This window comes from Bradyrhizobium sp. WBOS08, from assembly GCF_024585125.1.
GTDB classification, from domain to species: domain Bacteria; phylum Pseudomonadota; class Alphaproteobacteria; order Rhizobiales; family Xanthobacteraceae; genus Bradyrhizobium; species Bradyrhizobium japonicum_B.
The window spans coordinates 1964406-1985891 of the sequence record NZ_CP028988.1 but is presented as its reverse complement, the minus strand read 5'-3'; the positions used below and the strand labels follow the sequence as shown (position 1 = coordinate 1985891).

General features: G+C 64.9%; 29 protein-coding genes and 1 pseudogene. 11 read left to right on the top strand and 19 right to left on the bottom strand.

Translation table 11 applies throughout. From position 1 onward, the window contains the following. Nucleotides 1-81: 81 nt before the first annotated feature. The 5 genes from DCM80_RS09620 to DCM80_RS09600 all read right to left on the bottom strand — a co-directional run bounded on the left by DCM80_RS09620 (nt 82) and on the right by DCM80_RS09600 (nt 2650). On the bottom strand, nt 82-441 hold the full coding sequence (locus DCM80_RS09620) for a BA14K family protein (RefSeq protein ID WP_257196744.1): 360 nt from the start codon (nt 439-441) through the stop codon (nt 82-84). Between the two features lie 127 nt (nt 442-568). Beyond that, the gene (locus DCM80_RS09615) at nt 569-832 is read right to left on the bottom strand and encodes a hypothetical protein (RefSeq protein ID WP_257196743.1); all 264 of its coding nucleotides are present in this window, start codon (nt 830-832) and stop codon (nt 569-571) included. 281 nt (nt 833-1113) lie between these two features. After that, nucleotides 1114-1554 carry a nucleoside diphosphate kinase regulator gene (gene rnk, locus DCM80_RS09610; protein ID WP_257178490.1) on the bottom strand — a complete coding sequence of 147 codons (441 nt, stop codon included), beginning with the start codon at nt 1552-1554 and terminating at the stop codon, nt 1114-1116. Nucleotides 1555-1564: 10 nt separating this feature from the next. Continuing rightward, entirely contained in the window at nt 1565-2029 is a 465-nt protein-coding gene (locus DCM80_RS09605; RefSeq protein ID WP_257196742.1) for a GreA/GreB family elongation factor, read from the bottom strand. A 294-nt stretch (nt 2030-2323) separates the two neighbouring features. Beyond that, the gene (locus DCM80_RS09600) at nt 2324-2650 is read right to left on the bottom strand and encodes a hypothetical protein (RefSeq protein WP_257178487.1); all 327 of its coding nucleotides are present in this window, start codon (nt 2648-2650) and stop codon (nt 2324-2326) included. A 234-nt stretch (nt 2651-2884) separates the two neighbouring features. Between DCM80_RS09600 and DCM80_RS09595 the strand changes: the two genes are divergently transcribed. Together DCM80_RS09595 and DCM80_RS09590 are read left to right on the top strand one after the other, a co-directional pair. Further along, the gene (locus DCM80_RS09595) at nt 2885-3550 is read left to right on the top strand and encodes a class I SAM-dependent methyltransferase (protein ID WP_028138822.1); all 666 of its coding nucleotides are present in this window, start codon (nt 2885-2887) and stop codon (nt 3548-3550) included. A 13-nt stretch (nt 3551-3563) separates the two neighbouring features. Continuing rightward, nucleotides 3564-4607, top strand: a complete 1044-nt coding sequence (locus tag DCM80_RS09590; protein ID WP_257178486.1) for a zinc-binding dehydrogenase — start codon at nt 3564-3566, stop codon at nt 4605-4607. A gap of 101 nt (nt 4608-4708) precedes the next feature. Here DCM80_RS09590 and DCM80_RS09585 read toward each other — a convergent pair whose 3' ends face one another. Next, nucleotides 4709-5593 carry an MBL fold metallo-hydrolase gene (locus DCM80_RS09585; protein WP_257196741.1) on the bottom strand — a complete coding sequence of 295 codons (885 nt, stop codon included), beginning with the start codon at nt 5591-5593 and terminating at the stop codon, nt 4709-4711. Between the two features lie 95 nt (nt 5594-5688). Here DCM80_RS09585 and DCM80_RS09580 point away from each other — a divergent pair, with 95 nt between their 5' ends. From DCM80_RS09580 to DCM80_RS09545, 8 genes and pseudogenes are all read left to right on the top strand, one after another. Next, entirely contained in the window at nt 5689-6021 is a 333-nt protein-coding gene (locus DCM80_RS09580; protein WP_028138816.1) for a helix-turn-helix transcriptional regulator, read from the top strand. 20 nt (nt 6022-6041) lie between these two features. Beyond that, nucleotides 6042-6368: a rhodanese-like domain-containing protein gene (locus tag DCM80_RS09575; protein WP_257196740.1), complete on the top strand. Its 327-nt coding sequence runs from the start codon at nt 6042-6044 to the stop codon at nt 6366-6368. Nucleotides 6369-6516: 148 nt separating this feature from the next. Further along, a pseudogene (locus tag DCM80_RS09570) lies at nt 6517-7282 on the top strand (sulfite exporter TauE/SafE family protein). A gap of 215 nt (nt 7283-7497) precedes the next feature. Then, nucleotides 7498-9657 (top strand): exopolysaccharide transport family protein, encoded by a 2160-nt coding sequence (locus DCM80_RS09565; RefSeq protein WP_257196739.1) that lies wholly within the window; start codon nt 7498-7500, stop codon nt 9655-9657. Next, nucleotides 9654-10802: a glycoside hydrolase family 5 protein gene (locus tag DCM80_RS09560; RefSeq protein WP_257196738.1), complete on the top strand. Its 1149-nt coding sequence runs from the start codon at nt 9654-9656 to the stop codon at nt 10800-10802. The genes DCM80_RS09565 and DCM80_RS09560 overlap by 4 nt, the downstream gene beginning before the upstream one ends. 81 nt (nt 10803-10883) lie before the next feature. After that, nucleotides 10884-12443 (top strand): hypothetical protein, encoded by a 1560-nt coding sequence (locus DCM80_RS09555; RefSeq protein WP_257196737.1) that lies wholly within the window; start codon nt 10884-10886, stop codon nt 12441-12443. Nucleotides 12444-12549: 106 nt separating this feature from the next. Beyond that, nucleotides 12550-12768 (top strand): hypothetical protein, encoded by a 219-nt coding sequence (locus DCM80_RS09550; RefSeq protein ID WP_028138811.1) that lies wholly within the window; start codon nt 12550-12552, stop codon nt 12766-12768. 10 nt (nt 12769-12778) lie between these two features. Further along, nucleotides 12779-13237: a hypothetical protein gene (locus DCM80_RS09545; protein WP_257196736.1), complete on the top strand. Its 459-nt coding sequence runs from the start codon at nt 12779-12781 to the stop codon at nt 13235-13237. A gap of 47 nt (nt 13238-13284) precedes the next feature. Here the strand turns inward: DCM80_RS09545 and DCM80_RS09540 are convergent, their stop codons facing one another. The 7 genes from DCM80_RS09540 to DCM80_RS31240 all read right to left on the bottom strand — a co-directional run bounded on the left by DCM80_RS09540 (nt 13285) and on the right by DCM80_RS31240 (nt 16540). Beyond that, nucleotides 13285-13713: a hypothetical protein gene (locus DCM80_RS09540; protein ID WP_257196735.1), complete on the bottom strand. Its 429-nt coding sequence runs from the start codon at nt 13711-13713 to the stop codon at nt 13285-13287. A gap of 22 nt (nt 13714-13735) precedes the next feature. Further along, the gene (locus DCM80_RS09535) at nt 13736-14089 is read right to left on the bottom strand and encodes a hypothetical protein (RefSeq protein ID WP_257196734.1); all 354 of its coding nucleotides are present in this window, start codon (nt 14087-14089) and stop codon (nt 13736-13738) included. Nucleotides 14090-14147: 58 nt separating this feature from the next. Beyond that, nucleotides 14148-14756 carry a hypothetical protein gene (locus DCM80_RS09530; RefSeq protein WP_257196733.1) on the bottom strand — a complete coding sequence of 203 codons (609 nt, stop codon included), beginning with the start codon at nt 14754-14756 and terminating at the stop codon, nt 14148-14150. 237 nt (nt 14757-14993) lie between these two features. Then, on the bottom strand, nt 14994-15353 hold the full coding sequence (locus DCM80_RS09525) for a hypothetical protein (protein WP_257196732.1): 360 nt from the start codon (nt 15351-15353) through the stop codon (nt 14994-14996). Nucleotides 15354-15446: 93 nt separating this feature from the next. Continuing rightward, nucleotides 15447-15794 carry a DUF1236 domain-containing protein gene (locus tag DCM80_RS09520; RefSeq protein WP_257196731.1) on the bottom strand — a complete coding sequence of 116 codons (348 nt, stop codon included), beginning with the start codon at nt 15792-15794 and terminating at the stop codon, nt 15447-15449. Between the two features lie 248 nt (nt 15795-16042). Continuing rightward, on the bottom strand, nt 16043-16324 hold the full coding sequence (locus DCM80_RS09515; RefSeq protein ID WP_257196730.1) for a helix-turn-helix domain-containing protein: 282 nt from the start codon (nt 16322-16324) through the stop codon (nt 16043-16045). 66 nt (nt 16325-16390) lie between these two features. Continuing rightward, nucleotides 16391-16540, bottom strand: coding sequence for a type II toxin-antitoxin system RelE/ParE family toxin (locus DCM80_RS31240; protein ID WP_306594644.1), 150 nt, complete (start codon nt 16538-16540; stop codon nt 16391-16393). 37 nt (nt 16541-16577) lie between these two features. On the opposite strand from DCM80_RS31240, the gene DCM80_RS09505 reads away from it, so the two are divergent. Next, complete coding sequence (locus DCM80_RS09505) at nt 16578-16721, top strand: hypothetical protein (protein WP_257198130.1); 144 nt, start codon at nt 16578-16580, stop codon at nt 16719-16721. Nucleotides 16722-16723: 2 nt separating this feature from the next. On the opposite strand, the gene DCM80_RS09500 is transcribed toward DCM80_RS09505, so the two are convergent. The 6 genes from DCM80_RS09500 to DCM80_RS09475 form a co-directional block, all read right to left on the bottom strand. Then, nucleotides 16724-17113: a hypothetical protein gene (locus DCM80_RS09500; protein WP_257196729.1), complete on the bottom strand. Its 390-nt coding sequence runs from the start codon at nt 17111-17113 to the stop codon at nt 16724-16726. Between the two features lie 28 nt (nt 17114-17141). Next, on the bottom strand, nt 17142-17603 hold the full coding sequence (locus DCM80_RS09495; RefSeq protein WP_028138805.1) for a DUF2846 domain-containing protein: 462 nt from the start codon (nt 17601-17603) through the stop codon (nt 17142-17144). Between the two features lie 100 nt (nt 17604-17703). Then, a complete protein-coding gene (locus DCM80_RS09490; RefSeq protein ID WP_257196728.1) occupies nt 17704-18726 on the bottom strand; it encodes an LLM class flavin-dependent oxidoreductase in 1023 nt (340 codons plus the stop codon). 173 nt (nt 18727-18899) lie between these two features. After that, on the bottom strand, nt 18900-19364 hold the full coding sequence (locus DCM80_RS09485) for a hypothetical protein (protein ID WP_257196727.1): 465 nt from the start codon (nt 19362-19364) through the stop codon (nt 18900-18902). 795 nt (nt 19365-20159) lie between these two features. Continuing rightward, a complete protein-coding gene (locus tag DCM80_RS09480) occupies nt 20160-20843 on the bottom strand; it encodes a class I SAM-dependent methyltransferase (RefSeq protein WP_257196726.1) in 684 nt (227 codons plus the stop codon). A 25-nt stretch (nt 20844-20868) separates the two neighbouring features. Next, nucleotides 20869-21327, bottom strand: a complete 459-nt coding sequence (locus DCM80_RS09475) for an Rrf2 family transcriptional regulator (RefSeq protein ID WP_257196725.1) — start codon at nt 21325-21327, stop codon at nt 20869-20871. Between the last annotated feature and the right edge of the window lie 159 nt (nt 21328-21486).

The window sequence follows — 21486 nt, the reverse complement described above, 5'->3', positions numbered from 1 at the left end:
CCTTTGAATGAATCGCAAGCCCTTGCCGAAAGTCGGCAGCCTCTCTCAGAGCGAGGAGGCTGCCGAAGGCTCATGCGCGCGTCACGGGCAGGGGTGACGCAGGCCGTCGTGACCCAGATAAGTTCCTGAGCCGGGATCGTAGGAGCGATAGCGCTGCGCACAGTAGGACGTGGCGTTGGCTTGAGCCTGGCTGCTGGCGATTGCGCCGCCGATGATTGCACCGGCCGCAAGGCCGCCAAGCACGGCCGCGCCGTTCCCACGGTGATGATGCCCGTAATGGCCATGCCGATGCCCGTGTCCATGCCGGTACTGCACCTGCTGCACGCCGGAGTCAGCACCCGGATTCGCGATCGGCAGGGGCGCCGCGAGCACCGGCGAAGCTGCAGTCGAGAGCATCGCTCCAGCGGCCGCGAGGGCGACGAAAGTTCTGCGCATTGTCATGTCGGGCTCCATGTTGTTGAGGATATCGGAGCAACGGCCGCTTGCCCGCTCCGTTCCTTCAGCGCGGGATCAGCGACAGACGGTCGCGGAAAATGAATAATGGGTAAGGATGCTGGCCGACGTGCCGCTACTTGTCCTCGCCGTCCCGGCGGCGGAAGGGATCGGCGACCTCATCGTGACCGCTGCGGCTGCTGAAGAACATCAGGGCCATCAGCCCGCAGCCGATCAGCAGGGAGAAGAAAGCTCCGAGACCAAGCGCGATCCAGCCGTGCTTGCCCATCTCGACGCCGCTGCTGGATTCCCAGACCGAAAATCCCCAGACGCCCGTGAGGATCAACATGGCTCCGAGCGCAACCAACAGGGCAATCTGACCGGCACCGATATTCTTCATGGCTGTTTCCGTTCCCGTGCCTGACGAGGGGCAATTGCGGAGGGCGACGAGGTGTTCCCTGACGGCCGACCTCCTCGCCCTCGCCGCTCCCGTGAGTTCGCCTGCCGGAACATGGTAGCGAGGCTCGGAAGCGAATTCGTTGTGCTGCAGCAACTCCAGGAGCGACTTCCAGGAGCAACTTCCAGGAGCAACTTCCAGGTCGTCGTCCGTCAAATCCGTGCGGCAGGTCACCGCTCGCAAAGGGGCGCATCCGGAGCGGCGCGCCCGCCATTGCGAGAGAGTCATGCTCGGTCGGGTCTGTCGATCATTTCTGATTCGGAGACAGCCAGGACGGTCAGTCCTCTGATACGCTTGTCCGGCGTCTCGAACGCGATGCGCTGTCCCACCGAGAGTCCGATCAGGGCCGCCCCGACGGGGGTCAGGATCGAGATCCGGCTGAGCGCGATGTTGGCCTCGTGCGGATAGACCAGCACGATCTCGCGGCTCGCACCCTTGTCATCGCGATAGGTCACTTTGGAGCCCATCCTGACCACGCCGCGCAAGTCGTTCTCTCCCGCGACCGTCGCGCGGTCCAGCTCGCGAGCCAGAAACTGGGCGACATTGGGAAACAGATCCATGGTCGAATTCGCCAGCGAGCTGAGACGCCGCGAATCGTCCTCCGCGATCCTGATCGGCGGCAACGCGGGCTGGTCTCGTCGAATCTCGGCTTCGAAATTGTGCATTTGATGTCTCCTAGGCTGCAGTGGGTCCGGGATCGTCGTCGAGCGGCGTGCTGCGCCGACCCGCCGGAAACAGATTGACCACGTTCGGGTTTGATCGCGTGACGCTCTGAACCCTGACGACGTTCAGGCACCCCGCGACGAGGTACGGCATGTGATCGCCGACCTGCAGGCCGATCAAAGCCGCTCCCAGAGATGACAGGATCGAGATGCGGGCGGGATCCGACCAGCACTCCTCGGGCCAGACCAGTTGCACGGTGCGGCGCGGAACGCCCCAATTGGTGCAAAAAGTGACCCATGATCCAACAGTCACGCGGGAATCGAGATCGTTCATTTCGTCCGGCACGATGTCGGCGCGGTTGATCTCGCCCAGGAGGAAGATCCCGTCCAGATCACCTCGTTGGGCGGCGTGGCGGGCGAGCTGTTCGAGACGGGGATAGTCCGATGCGGCGAGCGCGATCTTTGGAAAAGGCAGCACGGCACACTCCTTCTGCTTCAATACGACCTCGCAGGGAGAGGTCACGAAAGCTGGAAAAGAGCCCGGACGGCGCAAGCACCGTCCGGCTAACCGCCTGCTTGGAGGCGGCCGGCGTGAAGACCGAAGCGCGCGGTGCGCGCGTCTATGTCGACGACATATGCCATGACGTGCCAGATATAATCACTTATTCCGCCGGAGACATTGCGGCGAAACGGCACAGCCGCGAGCTGGTTGGATATTGCCACCAAGCGGCAATCTGGCGGCGATGTGAGCTTCAGATGCCGCAGCGCAGTTTTACCGTAGCCCTTGTTCGTCGATCAGAATGCGGTGGATCTCGATGCGCTGCGGCAGCTCGATCAGGAACTCCGCGTCGCGCGCGAGATGATGGACCTTGGTGGGCTCGCCCTTGGTGAAAGCCGTCATGGCTGCGATGTCCGCCCAATAGGAAATGGTCGTGAACCACGTCTCCTCGTCGCGGTCCTCGCGCAATTGCTGCACGCCAAGCGCGGTCTTGCGCAGCGGCGGAATGCCCTCGGCCTGCAGATAAGCCTGGTAGGCGTCGGCGAGCTCGCGGCGGGTACGGCCGCGCCAGATGCGGGCGATGGTCGGCTTGGTCGGCATGACGGGCTCCCTTGCAGCGAACGCCGCGCCTCGCATTCTGTTCCATGCGTCTTGGTGTCGCCGTCGGCGCCAGAAACCGATGCCGGACGCCGGCGGCGCGGGCGCCGGAGTCCACGTCATTGATCTGAAGCAATGATGGTGACGTCGCCAGATGCTAAAGCGATTCGCAAGTTGCGATCCGAGCCTTTCCGGCCTGTCGCGACAATCGCAACGCGCCTGGAATCCGAGGACTCAATGGGACGACTCCTGAATATCGTGACGCCACTGCATACGGCGACCAAGCGCGACTACATGGCCCGCATGAACGACGACAAGATCGGCTGCTCGCTGAAGGCGCGGGAATACGAGGCCGATTATTGGGACGGCGACCGCCGCTTCGGCTACGGCGGATACCGCTTCATCGAGGGACGCTGGGCGCCGGTCGCCAAGGCGCTGATCGAAACCTATGGTCTGAAGGACGGATCCAGCGTTCTCGACGTCGGCTGCGGCAAGGGCTTCCTGCTCTACGAGATGCAGAAGATTCTGCCGGGCTTGAAGGTCGTCGGCTTCGACATCTCCAAGCACGGTCTTGCCAATGCGCATGAGCAGGTGAAGCCCTACCTCTTCAACTATCGCGCCCAGGACATCTATCCCTACGGTGACGACAGTTTCGACCTCGTCATCTCGCTCGGCACCCTGCACAATCTGCGGCTCTATGAGCTCGAGGCGGCGCTCAAGGAGATCGAGCGGGTCGGCAAGAACAAATACGTCATGGTCGAGGGCTACCGGACCGTCGCCGAACTGCACAACCTCGAATGCTGGGCGCTGACGGCGGAGTCCATCCTGCACACCTCCGAATGGATCTGGCTGTACGGCAAGCTCGGTTACACCGGCGACTACGAATTCATCTATTTCGAGTGATCGGGCGCTCCTCATGGACATCAAGACCGCCAAGGCGGCCATCCTCGTCGAATCGGGCAAGCCGCTGATCGTCGACGAGTTCAGCTTGCCGGACAGGCTCGAACACGGCCAGGTGCTCGCGCACGTGCATACGTCGAGCATCTGCGGCGCGCAGATCAACGAGATCGACGCGGTCAAGGGCGTCGACAAGTTCCTGCCGCACCTGTTGGGGCACGAGGCGCTGGCGACGATCGTCGAGACCGGACCGGGCGTGGTCTCCTGCAAGCGGGGCGACACCGTCGTCATGCATTGGCGGCCGGGCAAGGGCGTCCAGTCCAACACGCCGGTCTATTCCTGGCGCGGCAAGCGCCTCAATGCCGGCTGGGTCACCACCTTCAACGAATATGCCGTGGTGTCGGAGAATCGCGTCACGCCGGTTCCTGATACGATCGACCGCACCAGCGCGCCGCTGCTCGGCTGCGCCGTGACGACCGCGCTCGGCGTCGTCAACAACGACGCCCAGATCGCCATCGGCGAAGCCGTGGTGGTGTTCGGCGTCGGCGGGGTCGGATTGAACATCGTGCAATTTGCCGCGATGGTCGGCGCCTATCCCGTCATCGCGATCGACCGCCTCGACAACAAGCTCGAAATGGCGAAGCAGTTCGGCGCCACCCACACCATCAACTCCGAGGCGGTCAAGGATGTCGCCGCCGAAATCCGGTCGATCACCGGCACTGAGGGACCCGACAAAGTGGTCGAGACCACCGGCGTCAAGAATCTGATCGAGCTCGCCTACGAGATCACCGCGAAGAAGGGCCGCTGCATCCTGGTCGGCGTGCCGCGCGAGAAGGCCGAGATCTACACGCTGCCGCTCCACTTCGAGAAGGTGCTGAAGGGCTCGGAAGGCGGGCAATGCCAGCCGGCGCGCGATATCCCGCGCCTCGTTCGCCTCAGCGACGCCGGCAAGGTGAACTACCGCGGCATCGTGACCCACCAATTCGCGCTCGACGACGTCAACGACGCGCTGGACTTGATGCGCAGCGGCACGTCGGGACGAATCCTGCTGAACATCAGCTGAGCGCGGCGGCGGGGACGCACGGCTTCCACGCAGGCATCCGAATTGCTGCGCCGCCACCTCTCGCTTGTCGAGAGGCCGCATCATGTGCGACCGCGTTGGACCTATACGCAGGTTTGCGCGCCGCCCTTCAGCTTCACGGGGATCGTGAGATAGCGCACCCCATTGGCTTCGGCAGGCGGGAATTTGCCGGCGCGGATGTTGACCTGAATGGAAGGCAGCAGCAGCTTCGGTGCCGACAGTTTGGTGTCGCGCGCCTGCCGCATCGCTACGAATTCGTCTTCGGATACACCGTCCTTGACGTGGACGTTGTTCTCGCGTTGCTCGCGTACCGTGGTCTCCCACGCGAACGCATCACGGCCGGGCGCCTTGTAGTCGTGACACATGAACAGCCGTGTTTCCGGCGACAGCGCCAGCAGCCGCTTGATCGAACGGTAAAGCTTGTGAGCGTCGCCGCCGGGGAAGTCGGCGCGCGCGGTGCCGTAGTCCGGCATGAACAGAGTGTCGCCGACGAAAACGGCGTCCTCGATCTTGTAGGAGATGTCCGCCGGGGTGTGCCCCGGCGTATAGAGCACCTCGACCTCGAGTTCGCCGATCCTGAAGCGCTCGCCGTCGCGGAACAGATGATCGAAATCGCTGCCGTCGGTCTTTAGGTCGGTGGCGTTGAAGATCGGCCGGAAGATGCGTTGGACGTCCTTGATGTGCTCCCCGATGCCGATCTTCGCGCCGGTCTTCGCCTTGATGAACGGCGCGCCTGAGAGATGGTCGGCGTGCGCGTGCGTCTCCAGCACCCATTCGATGGTGTTGCCGGCATTTTCGGCGGCCTTCAGCATCGCCTCGACGGATCGCGTATCCGCCTCGCCCGAACTGTGGTCATAGTCGAGCACCGGGTCGATGATGGCGGCCTTTTTGGTCGCGGGATCGGCGACCACGTAGCTCACCGTGTTAGTCGGCTCGTCGAAGAACGATTGGATGATGGGTCGTGACATGTCTGGAACCTCCTGATGTCAGCGTCCGATTGGGTCTTGACGGATATATTAGCAGATTCTAAATAAGCAACATCTAAAGTAAAAGAGGTGGACCGATGGCGTCCCCGACGTTTGATCCGGAAACTTTCGAGAAACAGGCCGTCGAGGTTGCCGGCATCTTGCGGGCGCTCGCCAATGAGCGCCGGTTGATGATCCTGTGCAGACTGGTTGAATTCGGCGAGGACAACGTCAGTTCCCTCGCCGAAGCCGTCGGCCTGTCGCAATCGGCCCTGTCCCAGCACCTCGCGAAAATGCGCGAGGAGGGGCTCGTCGCGTTCCGAAGGGAGAGCCAAACGCTCTGGTATCGCATTGCCGATCCGCGCATCGAGCAGCTCTTCGCCACGCTTTACAGGCTGTTTTGCGCACCCGTCAGAGCGAAACGCCGATGAATCAACAAAAGGAGCCAGGAATGTCGCTACCCTCGATCAATCCCGCACAAGCGCGCAATCTCGTCGAGAAAGGCGCGATCCTCATTGACATCCGTGAAGCCGATGAACATGCCCGCGAACGGATCGTGGGCGCTCGAAACCTGCCTCTGTCGAAGCTCGATCAGGCCGACCTTGCGGCGCATCAGGGCAAGCAGGTCATTTTCCACTGCAAGAGCGGCGCCCGTACCCAGATCAATGCGTCCCGCCTCGCGTCGAAACTGGACCGAAGCTGCGAGGCCTTCATCGTGGCAGGCGGGCTCGACGCATGGCGCAAGGCGGGGCTCCCGGTTGAAGGCGGGCGCCGTTGAGCCGCGGGCTCAACGCCACATGCAGGCTGGTGCCGGACCGATCGTCGCGGCGGCCGCCTCCCGTTGCATGGCCGTCTTGATGTGAGCACCCCGGCATTACCGGACGACCACGTGCCGTCGCGGCATGATCGCAATTGAGGAGCTCACGATGCTAACCCTGACCCAAGGCGCGCTTGGAGTCGCCTCCGGCTCGCTGGTCGGCTTCTCGCTCGGGCTGGTCGGAGGCGGCGGCTCGGTTTTGGCCGTCCCGCTCCTGATCTATCTGGTCGGGGTGGCGGATCCTCATGTCGCGATCCGCGGTGGCGGCGAACGCCGCCGCCAGTCTGGCGAACCACGTCCGCGCCGGCAACGTGAAGTGGCGCTGCGCCTCGGTGTTCGCGCTCGCCGGCATAGCCGGTGCCTTTCTTGGCTCCACTCTCGGCAAGATCATCGATGGTCAGAATTTTCTCGCCTTGTTCGCCATCGTCATGATGGTCGTCGGCGCGCTGATGCTGAGGGGCCGTTCCGGCGAGGGGGAGCCGTCGGTGAGACTCAATCGGGAAAATCTTCCGAAGCTCGTGGGCTTGGGCCTCGCCACAGGCGCCTTGTCCGGCTTCTTCGGGATCGGCGGTGGCTTCCTGATCGTGCCCGCGCTGATCGCCGCCACCGGCATGCCGATCTTGTACGCGGTTGGCTCCTCGCTCCTGGCGGTGACCGCGTTCGGGCTGACAACTGCGGCCAACTACGCCGTGTCCGGCCTTGTGGATTGGTCTCTCGCAGGGCTGTTCATCGTCGGCGGCGTTGTTGGAGGGCTTCTCGGCGCGCGGTCCGCAACCTCCCTTGCTGGCCGCAAGGGTGCGTTGAACGCCGTATTTGCGGTGCTCATATTCGCAGTCGCGGCCTACATGCTGCTCCGTAGCCTGGGCTGGATTTGATCCGTCGTTGGTGATTCTTCAGGGTCGCCTCGGCGCGGTGTGCGCCAAGATCGGCCTGCACCGCCGGCGGTTCCGGGCGCCGTCGCCGCCGGCATGGCCGAGCCGCGCCTCCTGACGGCTTCGCGTCGCCGGCCGTAACCGGCGGTTAACCATGGATATTTACGGTGTCGCAAGCCTCTGAGCTATGACAGTCAGTTGATTTCGAGTCCAACCCCATGGCGTTCGGTAGCCGCGCATCTCCGCGAAGCATCGCCCCGACGGAGCCAGCGGCTTCGTGGGAAGCGCCGCAGGCTGCGCGGACGAGGACTGACGGCGCCGCGCCGGCGCTGATCAAGGGATCGCTGACCGTCTCCGGCGCGCTCGCGTTCCTGCGCGAGAACGGCCGGCGCATCCTGACGCTGGCGCTGGCACTGTTCGCCCTCGGCGTCATCGTTCTCATGATCCTGCCGGTCCGCTATGCCGCGACGGCCCTGGTCGTGCTCGATCCCCGGGAGCTGCGCATCACCACGGAGCAGGACGTCCTGCCGGGCATCGGCCAGGACGCCGCGGCGCTTCAGAGCCAGATCGAGATCGCCAAATCGGACGGCTTTCTCCGCCCGCTGATCGAGCAGCTCAAGATCGCCGCCGACGACGACATCGCGGGCGGCCATACCGATATGACACGCCTGCTCGAGAAATTTCGCAACCGTCTGGAGATCACGCGCCGCGGGCTCACCTACGTCATTGCGATTTCGTTCACCTCGAACCGCCCGGAACGCGCCGCCGCCTACGCTAACGCCATCGCCGAGGCGTTCGTCGCCAGCCAGGGCCGCGTCCGCACCGCCGCCACGGACGAGGCCGCCGATTGGCTCAAGGACCGGCTGAAGACGCTGAACGAGCGCCTGCGCGCATCGGAAGACGCCGTCGCCGCCTTCCGGCTCGAGCACAAGATCCTCAATGCCGGCAAGGATTCCACCACGCAGCAATTGCGGGTGACCGATCTCAATCAGCAGGTCTCCGCCGCGCGGCTGCGCACCGAGGAAGCCAAGGCGCGCTACGATCAGGTGCAACGCGATCTCAAGGCCAATGTCGAAGGGCCGGTCAAGCAGGACCTGCTGAGCATGCTGCGGGCGCAGCGCTCGGCCTTGAATGACCAGATCGCGCAGAAGAAGGCGGTGTTTGGCGACCGCCATCCCGATCTCGCGATCTCCTACAGCCAGCTCGCCGATATCAACCGGCAGATCGAGGTCGAGCGGAAGAAGAACATCGAGACGGCGAAGTCCGAATATGAAGCCCAGCTGGAGCAGCAGAAGGCGCTGGAAAAGCAGCTGAAAGAGGTCGAGACCAAGATGCTGGTCGACGGCCAGGCGCTGGTGAAGCTGCAGGAGCTGCAGCGCGACGCCGATGCCAACCGGAACATCTACGAGCAGTTCCTGTCGCGGTTCAAGACCACCGACGAGCAGCGTCAGCTGCAGGCCTCGCAGACCAAGATCGCCTCGGCGGCCATTCCGCCGCTGCGCCCGACGCGCCCGCCGCTCGCGCTGCTGCTGGCGGCGCTGGCGATCGGCTCGCTGCTGACGTCGACCGCTGTCGTTGCGGTGACGACCAGCATGTCCGATCAGTCCGCGCCGACCGAGGCTCCCATGCAGGCAGCCGCGACGGAGACGCAGGCGCGGCAGATCCAATCCCAGCTCCAGCCGCAAGCCCAGCCTTCGGCTGCGGCCCGGCCGGACGCGATGCCGCGGCTTCCCGTCTGGGCCCGCATCCCCGATCTGTCGTCCACGACCGCGACCAGCACCGTCTGGCAGAAGCCGATTGCTTCCCCCGGCGAGCTCGATCTCGGTCCCCATCTGCGACCGCTGCTCGAGCGGATCGATCGCGTGCCGGTGCGCGGCTGCAAGGTCGCCCTGGTGTTGTCGGTCGGCAAGAGCGCCGGCGGCAACACCGTTGCGCGCTCGCTGAATCGCGCCGCCGTGACGCGCGGCATGATGAGCGTCCTGATCCGGTTGCAGGGGGAATTCGCCGGCCACCAGCCTCCGGTGACGGAATGGAATGATGGGTCGACCACGGCGGGACTGCAGTCGATCGACGAGCTCCTCAGCGCCGGCCGCAAGGCCGATGCGCGGCCTGAGGACGATATCCGTTCGGAGTTCGACCTAATCATCGTCCATGCCGGCAATCTCGCCTTGCAGCCCGATGCCATCGCGCTGGCGGCGCATGCGGACCTGATCGTCCTGGTGGCGCGCGCCGGCGAGCTCGGTTCGGCGGCAATGCGCCGCGTCACCGCGGCGCTGTTGCGGTACGAGGCCGTGCCGACCGGACTCGTCGTCAATCATGCGCCTGCCGGCTCGCAGGCGCCGCACCCCGAGGGCGGCGCCTTAGGACTTGCGGTGTGACGATCGCAGGCTGGCGTGGTCGCCTGCTGGCCGGCGCGATGCTGCTGCTGTCGACCTCGTCGGGCCCGCCGGTCCTCGCCGGCGATTGCGTACCCGTGCCGCAGACGGTCGCACCTGGCAGGCTCTCCGCATTGTCTCGCGGCTTCAATGCCGACGGCTGGATCAACGGTGCAACCCCGAGCGCCGAATTGTTGCAGCAGCTGCGCAGGGCGGGAATGAGCCATGTCCGGCTGCCGGTGCCGGCAGAGCGCGTGATGCCTGGTTTCGCCGCGAAGGACGAGCGCGAGGCGACGCTGCGCGTGCTCGACAAGGCGCTGAAGCAGCTCACCGCGCTCGGCTACGCCATCTCCGTCGATCTTCATCCCGGTGAGCGCTTCAACCACCTGCACAAGGAAGATCCGGACGCGGCGTTGCAGCAAATGCAGGAAGCCTGGAGCGGTCTTGCCGGGGTCATTCGATCCTATCCGGCCGATCGCGTCTTCGCCGAGCTGCTCAACGAGCCCGACATCGACGCCGACAGATGGCAGACCGAGGTCGAGGCGCTCGCCGCCTTCGTGCGCAAATTGCTTCCCGCCAATACCCTCGTCGTCGGTCCGGTCAACTGGCAGCGGGCGGACTCGCTGCCGCGATTCCGTCCGCTTCCCGACCCTGACGTCGTCTATGCCATCCACTTCTATGATCCGATGGTGTTCACCCATCAGGCCCATTGGGACGCACAGGATCCGCTGCACGACATCATCGATCTGCCTTATCCGATCAATTCCGGCGATCCCAAGGTTCAGGTCCTGCGCAAGGATCTTGAGCTGAGGGGCGCGACCAAGGCGCTGGGCATGCTCGACGTCGCGGTCGCCGCCGCCAGGGACAAGCCGACGGCCGATCGCTGGCTTGCGCCCGCGCTGCAATGGCAGCGGCAATTCGCACGGCCGATCATCGTCAACGAATTCGGCGTGCTGAAGGCCGGTGCGCCCAGAGAGAGCCGGTTGCGCTGGCTGGCGGAGGTCACAGCCTACGCCCGCGATCATTGCTGGGGCTGGGCGCATTGGGAGCTGGCGCAGGGCTTCGGCCTCGTCGATCGCAACACCGGCAGGCCCGATCCCGACGTGATGCGGGCCTTGCTCGGCGCGCCCCGGGCCGGCCGCCGCTGACGGCGCGGATCCGCTATCGTTAACGCATCCTTACACATCGCCCCGCTATCGTGCCAGCCGCGCGATGCCAAGGGACGATCGATGAGCGCCGGGAATTCACCGCAGGTCGAGACGGCGCAGGCCGGCTCATCGCCGCCGGCCTGGCGCGAGCTGGTCCTGATCTTCGGCCTGGCCACGGCAACGATCGGCTCCGCTCCGATCCTGCACCTCGCCAATCCGATCCTCGCCATTGCCGTCGAGGTGCTCGTCGGCATCGCCATCGTCGTGGCGGTCCCGAGCTATGCGCCGGCCATCGCGATCTTCGTCCTGTTCTTCCAGAACCTGTTCGTCTCGATCCTGTCGCCGCTGGTGCCGCTGCCGTCGGATCTCGACTTCATCAAGGGCTACAATTTCCTCGTCTGCTCCGTGATGTGGCTGGCGACGTTCGGCCTCTACGTGCTGGGCCAGAGGAATCAATCGGAGGAAGTGAACCGGATCATGCGCTGGGGTGTCGTCACCCTCGCCGTGGTGTCGCTGTATTTCGCGATCGGCTTCAGCCAGGACGGGCAGCCGGCGGCGGTCTATCTGCGCAACATCGTGTTGCCGCTGTTCCTGTTCCAGCTGTCGCTGCTGACGGCGGCGACCTATGAGGTGCGGATCACGCCGTTCCTGGTGACGCTCGCGGTCATCCTCATGTTGTGCGGCTATGTCGAACTCGTCTTCCGCGATGTTTGGCTGGCCATCACCAACGGTTACACGTTCTGGGGTTTCGACGAGCTCAAGGCGACCCATTCGGGCGTCTGGGAAACCCAGATGCGCCAGACCGGAAACGTGCCGGTCACCCTCCAGGATCGCTTCAGTTTCGACTTCCTGAACACGCCCCTGCTCGAAGGGTTCGGCCTGTCGAAGATGCTGCGCATCAACGGTCCGAACATGCACCCGATCAGCTTCGCCTACGGAGTCGGTTTTTGCGCCCTGTTCCTGTTCTCGGTAGGACGGCCGCTGCTGGCGCTCGCGGCGTTGCCACTGCTGGTCTTTTGCAGCGTGAAGGGTGCGCTCATCGTGGCGATCTTCGTGGCCGCGGCGTGGATCGCGACCCGGCTGCTCGGCGCCGTGGTGACGTTGCTGCTCGGCTTCCTCGGCCTGATCGCCTTTGCGGTTCTGGCGATCCGCGTCGGCCTGCAGATCGGCGATTATCACGTCATCGGGCTGATGGGCGGACTGGATGGCTTCGTGCAGAGACCCTTCGGTCGCGGTCTCGGCATCGGCGGCAATTTGTCGGACAGCTATTTCTCCATCGACTGGAGTGCCGCGCAGGCGGCCGGAACGATCGACGGCGCGGTCGAAAGCGCGATCGGCGTGCTGCTGTACCAGATGGGTATCGCCGCCTTCGTGCCGCTGGGCTTCTATGTCGCGGTGGCGCTCAAGGCCTGGCGTCTCTACGCCTCGTCGGGTTATCTGACGCAGGGTCTCGCCGGCTTCGGCGTCATGGTCGTGCTGGTCAACGGATTGTTCCAGGAAGAAGCCTTGTTCGCGCCGCTCGCGCTCGGCCTCATGCTCTCGCTCGCCGGGCTCGTCATCGGCAGCCATGTGAGAATGCAGGCGGTCGCCAGCCAGGATACGGAAATCGAGCCTCTCACGCACTACCAGCCCGCAACGTAGCTCGGCCTCGGGCTCGGGGTCCTGCTCGCCGGCCTGACGCTGTGGCGGGAACTTCCATTTTTTCCCGGCGTTGAGCCGTGGTCCGCATCAGCGGTCGGCGCGCACGATGAAGAACTTTTCCAACGCTGCATTTTCCCCCGAGGTGATCGAGATCATGACGCGCGCCCTGGAGGCTGCGGTCGCGAGCCTGCCGGAGCCGGTCCACGCCTCGCACGTCAATGCGCTCGCCGAATCCATCCTGCGCACCGCGGGCGCGGGCGAGCGTGATCTCGCCGACCTGCAACGGATTGCCTTGATGGAGCTGCAACTGATGCCCCGCAACTGATGAGGCGGATATGAAAACGACGCTCGCTGCCACCCTGACGCTGCTTGCCACGCTGTCGGCCGCCCGCGCGGAGAGCTGGACGACCTACCGGATCGCCGAGTCCAGGACATCGGTCGACGTTCCTGTCTCGGTCTTCACCGAATTGGCCGGCAAGCCCGATGGTCACGGCCAGCAATTTCGCACCGCCGACGGCAGGGCCGATCTCACCGTCCAGGCCGTTTCCAACCGGCAGGGTCTTTCGCCGGCTGAGTTCCTGGCCAGGAAGAATCCGCCGTCCGGCATCATCTATCAACGGATCACGCCGAGATTCTTCGTGGTCTCCAGCATCAAGCGCGACATGATCTGGTACAACCGCTGCAATTTTTCGCGCGGCTACGTGCACTGCGTGCTGATCAATTATCCCGCGGCCGAGAAGCGGCGTTGGGATCGAGTCGTCACGCGGATCAGCCACAGCCTGAGCGCCGACTGAACCGGAAAACAGCCGCCCGAGCCAGTTCGGGCGGCTGGTGGTGAGGTTTAGCGCGAGGTCGTCGACGTCGTCGACATGGTCGGCTTCGAGCCGGGCACGTGCGACATGGTCTTGGTGGTCGAGCCCACCTCCTGTCCGGCCTTGACTTTGGTCCGCGTATGCGAGCGGCTGAACGTGCCGCCCTCATGGGCTTGCGCGCGGGCGTTGGAATTCATCACCGGCCCGTTGCCCTTGTTCATGCTGACGCCGGTTTGCGTCTTGCCGTTCACCGCCGCAGCGCTGCCGCCGGCCGCGATCGACGAGCCGGTGCTGCCCGTCGCCGAGGTGGACGTACCGCCGGTGCCAACCGTGGAGGCCGAGGTGCCGCCCGCCGCGGCCGAGCCCGCGCTGCCGCCGGTGATGCTTTTCTGGGCGAGCGCCGGTGAAGCTGCGGCGAGCAGCAGTGCGACCGCCGAGGTCGTAAGCAAAGTCTTCATGTTTCGATCCTTTCGATGAATCTCAAGGTGACGAGGTCGAGATCGTGCAGCCGTTGACGGTGATGGTGCTGGCGCTGGTGCTGCCAGGACCGCCCGACGTCGACGAGGAGCTCGAGACATGGCCACCGCCCGCCTGCACATTCACGGACGATCCGCCGGCCGAGCTCGAGCTCGACAGCGAGCCGCTCGACGCCGATGATCCGGTGGTGCCCGAACCCGACGAGCCGGCCGCGCTGATGCTGCCGTCCGCGTGCTTCACCACCGTGACCTTGCAGGTCTCGCCCGATGCCGTCTTGCCGGTCTTTTCCATAGTTTCCGCCGATGCAGCGCCACCCATCAAGGCCAGCGCCATGATCGCAACGATTGACTTGTTCATTGCGGCTCCTCCTCAACATGGAGAAAGGGAGCGGCACGCGGCCGCTCCCGGGATCGGACTAGTTCTTGTCCTTCTTCCACTCGTCCTTGTTGTGACCCTTGCCCTTTTCCATGCCCATGTCGCTGGCATGGCTGCCGGACTTGCCGTCGCCCATGCCGGGCGACTTCGACGCGCCCGACTGACCAACGGTCGAGCCACTGCCTGCGGCCGAGCCGCCGGTGCCGACGCTGGACGAGCTCTTGCCGCTGCCGGCCGATGAGCCACCGGTGCCGAGCGTCGAGGCCGAGCCGCTGCCCGTGCCGCTACCCGCCGCCGAGCCGCCGGTGCCGACGCTCGACGAGCTCTTCCCGCCGCCGGCCGATGAGCCACCGGTGCCGAGCGTCGATGCCGAGCCGCTGCCCGTGCCGCTTCCGGCTGCGGAGCCGCCGGTGCCCACGGTCGAGCTGCTGGTGCCGCCGCCGGCCGACGAGCCGCCGGTGCCGAGCGTCGAGGCGGAGCCCGACCCGCTGCCGCCGGCGGAAGAGCCGCCGGTACCGACCGTCGAGCTGCTGGTGCCGCCGCCGGCCGACGAACCGCCGGTGCCGATCGTCGAGCTCGATTGTGCCACGGCGAGCGCCGTGCCGGCGAGCAGCGCGGCCGCAGCCGCGGAAAGCTTCAGGATCCTCATGTCAGTCTCCTCCAGGGTTTGCTAAAAAGTGCCAAATCAGGCTCGGGATAAACTGGCAATCGCGCAAACGTTCCTCATGTCGGACATGCTGACGCAATGAATCAGCAACAATGCGAAGTTCCTCGGCGCGAGGCGGCGAGGCACGCTTTCATTCATTGATTGTTCATGTGACCGATGCGCGAAGCTGTGCGTTGCGTGCCTCTGCCGAGGCCTGCTTCTGTCAGAACGCTCCGGCCATCACCTGACGATCGAAGATGCGGAAGACGCCGTACGCGCTGTCCGCTTCGAACGGAGGCTGGTTGCGCGAACAGCGTCGGGCGGTGCGACCATGATTTTCGTGTCCGACTGCCCCGGCGTCGCTGTCGCAAACGCTTGGCCGGCATGATCGTCCTGCCGCTCGGTTGACAGCAAGGGCGAGGAGACGGTGGTCGCGATCTGGGTGGAGGTGTCGAGGACGATCTTTTCGGGCCAGGCGCGTGCCGAGCGGATGCGAATGACGCTGCGATCGACATCGGTCCCTGGAGACAGCTCGGCGAGCGGTGGCAGGGAGCGATCGAGTGCGAACAGCGCAGCCAGAATGAAACAGCTGGCAAACATGATATATCGAACGATCGGCATCAGGCGCCACCGGGCAATCAAACAATTGGACATGCGCGGCGGGCCGCTCCTCCACGGCCCGCCACAGCGGCGTTAGTCGACCTCTTGGACGACCATGCGGGTCTCGGGGTCGACCAGCATCACGTGGCTGCCCGAATAGACGTAACGATATTTGGTGAGCGACGGGCCCCAGTCGCTCGGAACGGTCGCGAGCTCGACGTCGCGCGGCACGGGCGAGCCAACCACGATCTTCTCGCGCGTTTCGACCGGGCGGATCTTGCGTTCGGTGACGTAGGACCGGATCTTGGTGCGGTATTCCGGCTCGATCTGCACGGTTGCGCCGTGCCCGGCGCCGGTCGTCGTCGTCGTCACAGTGGTTTGCGCCATCGCGCTGGTCGACACCACCAGGGCGGCGGCCGATATCAGCATGAATCTCTTCATCGCATTCTCCCTCGCCGCTGCATGCGGCGCTGCGATGAACTCGCCATCCACCTGCCTGTTCCCTTCGCGGCGGAACGTTTGCCGCTTTTTCCCGTTGCATTTTCGGGAGCAGCTGATTGGAGGAGAGGAAAATGCCCGTCTTGATTCTCTGGGCCGTGCCCGCCATCCTGGTCGTCGGCGGCGGCATCTATCTCATCGGCACCATGCAGTGAACGCGAAGGCGCCGAGGTGAGTGGCCGGGTGGCAGATCAGGCTGCCGATAGACGTACCCGGAACTTGCTGCCGGTAGCCTCGGCATAGCGCAAGAGTGTCTTCGTGCTCGGCAGCGTTTGCCCGCTCTCAAGTCGGGCAATCGTCGACTGGCTGGTGCCCATGCGGGTGGCTAATTCGGCCTGTGAGAAGCCAGCCCGCAGGCGAGCCCGGAGCAGTTCAGCGGCAATCTCGAATTCCGGAGCGAGCGCGTCATACTCGGCCTTGACCTTTGGGTTGGCCAGAAGGCGAGCCTTGAGCTTGTCGAACGGGATCGTCATGTGACCTTCTTTCCATTTGGCGCGATCGCCTATGACAAAAACTAACCTTCTATTCGAGCGAGATTTTCATGTGATCTCATTGGCTCTCCGTAACGCCAGTTCAATCTCGGTACGTGGGGTCTTTTGCGTCTTCTTCATGAACGCGCGCAAGACGACGACTCGTCGACCGATCGCGGTGACGTAGAGGGCGCGGGCAATTCCGTCACGTCCCGTCAACCGCAACTCCCAAAGCTTCCCTTCGAAGGTGCTTGACGTGAGGCTCGCCGAGGCTTTCCAGGCCAGCCGAGGCAATGCGCTCGGCAAGCCGCAGAAAGCGTGCCTGCATGTCGGCCGGAAGCGCGGCGATCTCCGCGACAACGGTTTCGTTGAGGATCGTGACTTGCCAGGGGCGGTCTGACGTTATCTCATTTTTGAGATCGAAGCAAGAGGCGCCAAGCGTGAGTTGGGTTGCGGCTCGCGCGAACGGGTTGGACGCGTACAGCAGTGCCGCGACGCCACCCCAGCGCAGCTGCGATCGAGCTCCTTCCATACGGCCCAGAGCCCCGGGGCGGTCTCCTCGTCGGCCTCGAAGCTGCGATGCTTGCGCGAAGGCAGGAACAGGAGCCCGATGGCGAGAGCCATCGCCGCCATGAAGATTGTGAACACGATCGGTGCCGTGGCCAGCGCCGCAATCGTGTGCCGGTCCATGATCATCAGCCAACCGGCGAGGATCGTGCAGGCCAGCGCGACGGCGGGAAGGACCGCATAGCGCCCAAGGCGCAGGATGATTTGCAGGACGAGGCGTTTCATCCGCGTGTCGGCAGCGGAGCGCCTCAGATCATGCCTTGCCACATGAGCTGTTGCTCTGATGCAAGCTGGCGACGTCTGCGCGGCCCTGGCTTTCCGTGACCTGAATCAACGTGATTGCACCGGGCGTGATGATTCCCATCTGCGGCTGGGCGGAGAGATAGGTGGTGCTGCCGGCGCGCAAATCGACGCTCACCTTCTCGCTTCCCTGCCCGAACAGATTGCTGCTCAGCGGAAGATTATTGACGGCAACCTCGTGACGGCCAGGAGGCAGGTCGCAGGCCAGGAAACCCGCAGCCTGACTGCCTCCAACGGAGCGTCCGTCGACCGAATAGCTTGGCTGGATCGCGAAACCCAGCGCGGATGAACGATAGACCACCAGCCTTGCAGTATTTGCCTTCACATTATCCGTCAGAGCCGTGCTGCCCATCGGCCCTGACGCGCACCCCGCAAGCAAGAAAGCCGCAACGAAGATCCCCGGACGCAAGCCCATCCCAACCCCCTGATTCAGTCCAACAGTCCCCGGGGGGATCATTGGCGGGGGTGGTGCGCGAAGGCAATCGCGACTTCTGGTCGTGCCGCGCCAGCTCATGTCAGCGCCACCCCAACGCCGGCGCGACGTGCTTCAGGATCGCTTCGATCGCATGCGCGCAGTAATCGACGCCGAGCTGGTTCGGAATGGTCAGCAGCAGGGTATCCGCCTCCGCGATCGCCTCGTCCTGCTTGAGCTGCTCGACCAGCGCGTCCGGCTCCGCCGCATAGCTCCGGCCGAAGATCGCGCGGGTCTGCGGATCGATGAAGCCGATCTGGTCCTCGCCGCCGCGCTCCCCGCCGAAATAGGCGCGGTCGCGATCGTTCGTCAGCGCGAAGATGCTGCGGCTGACGGACACGCGCGGCTCGCGCGCATGGCCTGCTTCCTTCCACGCCGCACGAAAGCTGCGGATCTGCGCCGCCTGCTGCACGTGAAAAGCTTCGCCGGTCTCGTCGTTCTTCAGCGTCGAGCTCTGCAGGTTCATGCCGAGCTTGGCCGCCCACACCGCGGTGGCGTTCGAGCCGGCGCCCCACCAGATCCGCTCGCGCAAGCCCTGCGCATGCGGCTCCAGGCGCAACAGGCCCGGCGGGTTCGGAAACATCGGGTGCGGATTGGGCTCGGCAAAGCCTTCGCCGCGCAAGAGGTCGAGGAAGACCTCGGCATGACGGCGTCCCATGTCGGCATCGCTCTGGCCCTCGGCCGGGCGATAGCCGAAGTAGCGCCAGCCGTCGATCACCTGCTCGGGCGAGCCGCGGCTGATGCCGAGTTGCAGCCGGCCGCCGGCGATGAGGTCGGCGCTTCCGGCGTCCTCCACCATGTAGAGCGGGTTCTCGTAGCGCATGTCGATGACAGCCGTGCCGATCTCGATGCGGCTCGTCTTGGCGCCGACGGCGGCGAGCAGCGGGAAGGGCGAGGCCAGCTGCCGCGCGAAGTGGTGCACGCGGAAATAGGCGCCGTCGGCCCCTAGCTGCTCGGCCGCGACCGCCAGCTCGATGGATTGCAGCAGCGTGTCGCCGGCGGAACGGGTCTGCGATTGCGGCGAGGGCGTCCAGTGCCCGAAGGAGAGGAATCCGATCTTTTTCATGGGGGCAATTTAGGGATGCTCGGCGGAATTTGCGAGACGGCGGCCGAGGGAAAGATCGGCGACACGGGCGTGAACCTGCAAAACGCCGGAGGTGCACTCCCTCTGCCGCAACTGGAGAGGTGAACCTCCGCCGCAATCGATGAACCCAAAGCCATTCCGCTGTGGAAGCGGGCTCAGATTTCGCAGCCGGTGAAATTCAATGCCTTGAGCAAGCCGCCGAATGCCTTGAGCCGACACTGTTCGGTCTCGCTGGCGGCCTTTGCGCGCTGAACATTGTCGCTTCGTTTGACGACGGTTGCCTTTGGCTTCGGCTTGGGACGTTCGGCGGTCGCGATCGGCTTCGGTTCGCTTCGCTGACGGACGATCGGTGTCGGCGCTGACGGACCGTCATGGATGTCTTGCGGAGCAGCTGCGTTATCGACCGAAGCTGGCTCTGCCAGCGTCGCGCTGCTCGCAGCGGCAATTTCGAGACGATCGGCCTTCGCCAGCGCATCATGCGATGCAGAGATGTCCGCGCTCTGCTCGGCTGGCGGCGCGATGATGGCGGCGGCGCGTCGCGGTGGAGTGCTGAGCTCCATGGCTGACAGCATTCCCACGCTCAGCAGGATGAGGAGGCCCAACAACGCCATTCTCAGCATAACGCGCCTCTAACCTCGGTTAGTGCCGCCGAAAATTCTCCGCGCCAATAAGGCAACTTTGCCGACGGCCGCCGAGCTGAGGCGAATCATTTGCCGATAGGGTTAACGCTGGCGATCCGATGTCAGCTGACGTGCTTCGTTCGCGTCATCGAATGGCGGCTACGATTTGTCGCTGGCGTCGGCGCGTGACGGCATGAAACCGTCCTGACCGCAGGAACTAGATCCTGTTCGATGCATGATCGCTTCCGCGAGCTGCGGAAGCCTGCGACAAATCTCATAGGAACGTTTGCATGCGGCCTCGATTGGCATGTCATCGTCAACCGGAGTCTGAACAATGCGAAAGACAATCTTCTCAGTGGCCATGTGTGCGTTGCTTGCCGGCGCGTCGATCGGTTTTGCCCATGCGCAGGCAGGCGGTGCAGGGGGCGCAGGCGGAGGCGCAGGTGGAGCGGGCGGCGCGGGTGCCAGCGCGGGAGCCGGAGGAACCGGCACAGGTGGAGCGGGCAGCGCGAGTGCGGGAGCCGGAGCAGCCGGCACCGGCTCGGCGAGCGGAACGACCGGCGCAGCCGGACCGGGGCCGGGCGGTATTGGTGCCGGGGGCGGCGGATCCAGCGCTGCGAGCGGCGGGAATGGCGCGGGTAACGCCGGCCAGGGCGGTCCCCAGACGATCCGTCCTGGCGGGTCCAACGATCCGACCCGACGGTAACAAGATCGTCGCCTTGTGATTGAAGAAGGGGACGCTGCGGGGTTCATCCCAGCAGCTTCCCAAGACGTCTCGCCAGATGTCCTGCCGCCTCACGCGTAGGCCACCCAGCCGCGGAAGGCGAAGCCGGTGTAGAACAAGGCCGGGTCGAAGAAGCCGGCCTCGCGCAGGACCGCCTCGTCCTGGGCCGGCGTGAGGATCTCCAGATGGTTGGTGACGGCGTCTCGCGCGGCGGCCGCCTTGTCGGGCTCGACGCCGGAAAAGGCCAGGAACGCGGAGTATCGCGACAGCCATCGCGGGCGTTCCTCGGAGCCGTCGGGCGCGCTCAGATGCGCGACCACGAAGGGCGCGCGTGGTTTGAGCCTGCGGCGGACCTCCGAAGCAATGCGGCGCCGCTCCGCGATATCGACGAAGTGCAGAGTGAGCAGGCAGGTGGCGCCGTCGAACGGTCCCTCCGGGGCATCATCGATATAGCCCTGATGAAAGCGCGCCCGTGATGCGAGCTCTCCCAGGGTCTGCCCGGCCAGCGCCAGCATCGGCCCGGACGGGTCGACGCCGTCGAAACGCCAACCGGGATGCGCCTGCGCAAAGGCCTTGAGCTCCAGGCCGCCGCCGGCGCCGAGGACCAGCACCTGCCCATCGCTGGGGACGCTCTCGGCCAGCAGAATGGATGCCATGGATTGCATGGCGTCATAGCCCGGCACGAACCGCCGCGGCCCTTCGGTGTATCGGGCCACGAATTGCGGATCGGAGAATGCGGCTTGAATGTCGGTCATGATGTTGTCCCGTGATTGGAGCCGTTCACGCGCGATGCGCGCCGATGTCGTGATTCTTTCGAGAGCCGAGCCGCGTGCGGAGGTCCTCGCTCAGCATCGCCAGCGTCACCTCGCCGAGGCGCGCCAGCAGCAGCGCCTCCGCATCGCCAAAGGCCTGATCGAGCGCGGCATTGACGGCCTGCTCGACCAGGCAGCCGGGTGCTTCGGTGCGATTGCCCATCCCCAGCAGCGAGGGACTGCCGAGCGCGGCATAGATATCGCGCAGCGTGACCTTCGACAGATCGCAGGCGAGGGTCCAGCCGCCGCCGTGCCCCTTCTCCGAGCGCACGTAACCGATCTCCCGCAGGCCCGCCATGATGCGTCGGATCACCACGGGATTGGTGTCCATGGCTTTCGCCAGCGTCTCGGACGTGAACGGCCCCGGCTGCTGGGCCATGTGCAAGAGGACGTGCAGCACGCCGGATAATCGGCTGTCTCGTTTCATGTAACTTTATATGTTACATGACCGACCTGAGTCAAGTGGGCAGGCAGGTCGCGGGGTGCCGTTCGACAGATCGCGCTGCCGGTGCCATGTGCAGGTTGTTGCCAGTTTTTCCCGCATCCACAAATTGCCGAAATACCGAAAAATTGTGCCGGAACGCCC

Coding starts and splice junctions, on each gene's coding strand:
- DCM80_RS09620 (WP_257196744.1), bottom strand. CDS start 441: ATGACAATGCGCAGAACTTTCGTCGCCCTCGCGGCCGCTGGAGCGATG.
- DCM80_RS09615 (WP_257196743.1), bottom strand. CDS start 832: ATGAAGAATATCGGTGCCGGTCAGATTGCCCTGTTGGTTGCGCTCGGA.
- rnk (WP_257178490.1), bottom strand. CDS start 1,554: ATGCACAATTTCGAAGCCGAGATTCGACGAGACCAGCCCGCGTTGCCG.
- DCM80_RS09600 (WP_257178487.1), bottom strand. CDS start 2,650: ATGCCGACCAAGCCGACCATCGCCCGCATCTGGCGCGGCCGTACCCGC.
- DCM80_RS09595 (WP_028138822.1), top strand. CDS start 2,885: ATGGGACGACTCCTGAATATCGTGACGCCACTGCATACGGCGACCAAG.
- DCM80_RS09590 (WP_257178486.1), top strand. CDS start 3,564: ATGGACATCAAGACCGCCAAGGCGGCCATCCTCGTCGAATCGGGCAAG.
- DCM80_RS09585 (WP_257196741.1), bottom strand. CDS start 5,593: ATGTCACGACCCATCATCCAATCGTTCTTCGACGAGCCGACTAACACG.
- DCM80_RS09580 (WP_028138816.1), top strand. CDS start 5,689: ATGGCGTCCCCGACGTTTGATCCGGAAACTTTCGAGAAACAGGCCGTC.
- DCM80_RS09575 (WP_257196740.1), top strand. CDS start 6,042: ATGTCGCTACCCTCGATCAATCCCGCACAAGCGCGCAATCTCGTCGAG.
- DCM80_RS09565 (WP_257196739.1), top strand. CDS start 7,498: ATGGCGTTCGGTAGCCGCGCATCTCCGCGAAGCATCGCCCCGACGGAG.
- DCM80_RS09555 (WP_257196737.1), top strand. CDS start 10,884: ATGAGCGCCGGGAATTCACCGCAGGTCGAGACGGCGCAGGCCGGCTCA.
- DCM80_RS09550 (WP_028138811.1), top strand. CDS start 12,550: ATGAAGAACTTTTCCAACGCTGCATTTTCCCCCGAGGTGATCGAGATC.
- DCM80_RS09545 (WP_257196736.1), top strand. CDS start 12,779: ATGAAAACGACGCTCGCTGCCACCCTGACGCTGCTTGCCACGCTGTCG.
- DCM80_RS09540 (WP_257196735.1), bottom strand. CDS start 13,713: ATGAAGACTTTGCTTACGACCTCGGCGGTCGCACTGCTGCTCGCCGCA.
- DCM80_RS09535 (WP_257196734.1), bottom strand. CDS start 14,089: ATGAACAAGTCAATCGTTGCGATCATGGCGCTGGCCTTGATGGGTGGC.
- DCM80_RS09530 (WP_257196733.1), bottom strand. CDS start 14,756: ATGAGGATCCTGAAGCTTTCCGCGGCTGCGGCCGCGCTGCTCGCCGGC.
- DCM80_RS09525 (WP_257196732.1), bottom strand. CDS start 15,353: ATGTTTGCCAGCTGTTTCATTCTGGCTGCGCTGTTCGCACTCGATCGC.
- DCM80_RS09520 (WP_257196731.1), bottom strand. CDS start 15,794: ATGAAGAGATTCATGCTGATATCGGCCGCCGCCCTGGTGGTGTCGACC.
- DCM80_RS09515 (WP_257196730.1), bottom strand. CDS start 16,324: ATGACGATCCCGTTCGACAAGCTCAAGGCTCGCCTTCTGGCCAACCCA.
- DCM80_RS09500 (WP_257196729.1), bottom strand. CDS start 17,113: ATGAAACGCCTCGTCCTGCAAATCATCCTGCGCCTTGGGCGCTATGCG.
- DCM80_RS09495 (WP_028138805.1), bottom strand. CDS start 17,603: ATGGGCTTGCGTCCGGGGATCTTCGTTGCGGCTTTCTTGCTTGCGGGG.
- DCM80_RS09490 (WP_257196728.1), bottom strand. CDS start 18,726: ATGAAAAAGATCGGATTCCTCTCCTTCGGGCACTGGACGCCCTCGCCG.
- DCM80_RS09485 (WP_257196727.1), bottom strand. CDS start 19,364: ATGCTGAGAATGGCGTTGTTGGGCCTCCTCATCCTGCTGAGCGTGGGA.
- DCM80_RS09480 (WP_257196726.1), bottom strand. CDS start 20,843: ATGACCGACATTCAAGCCGCATTCTCCGATCCGCAATTCGTGGCCCGA.
- DCM80_RS09475 (WP_257196725.1), bottom strand. CDS start 21,327: ATGAAACGAGACAGCCGATTATCCGGCGTGCTGCACGTCCTCTTGCAC.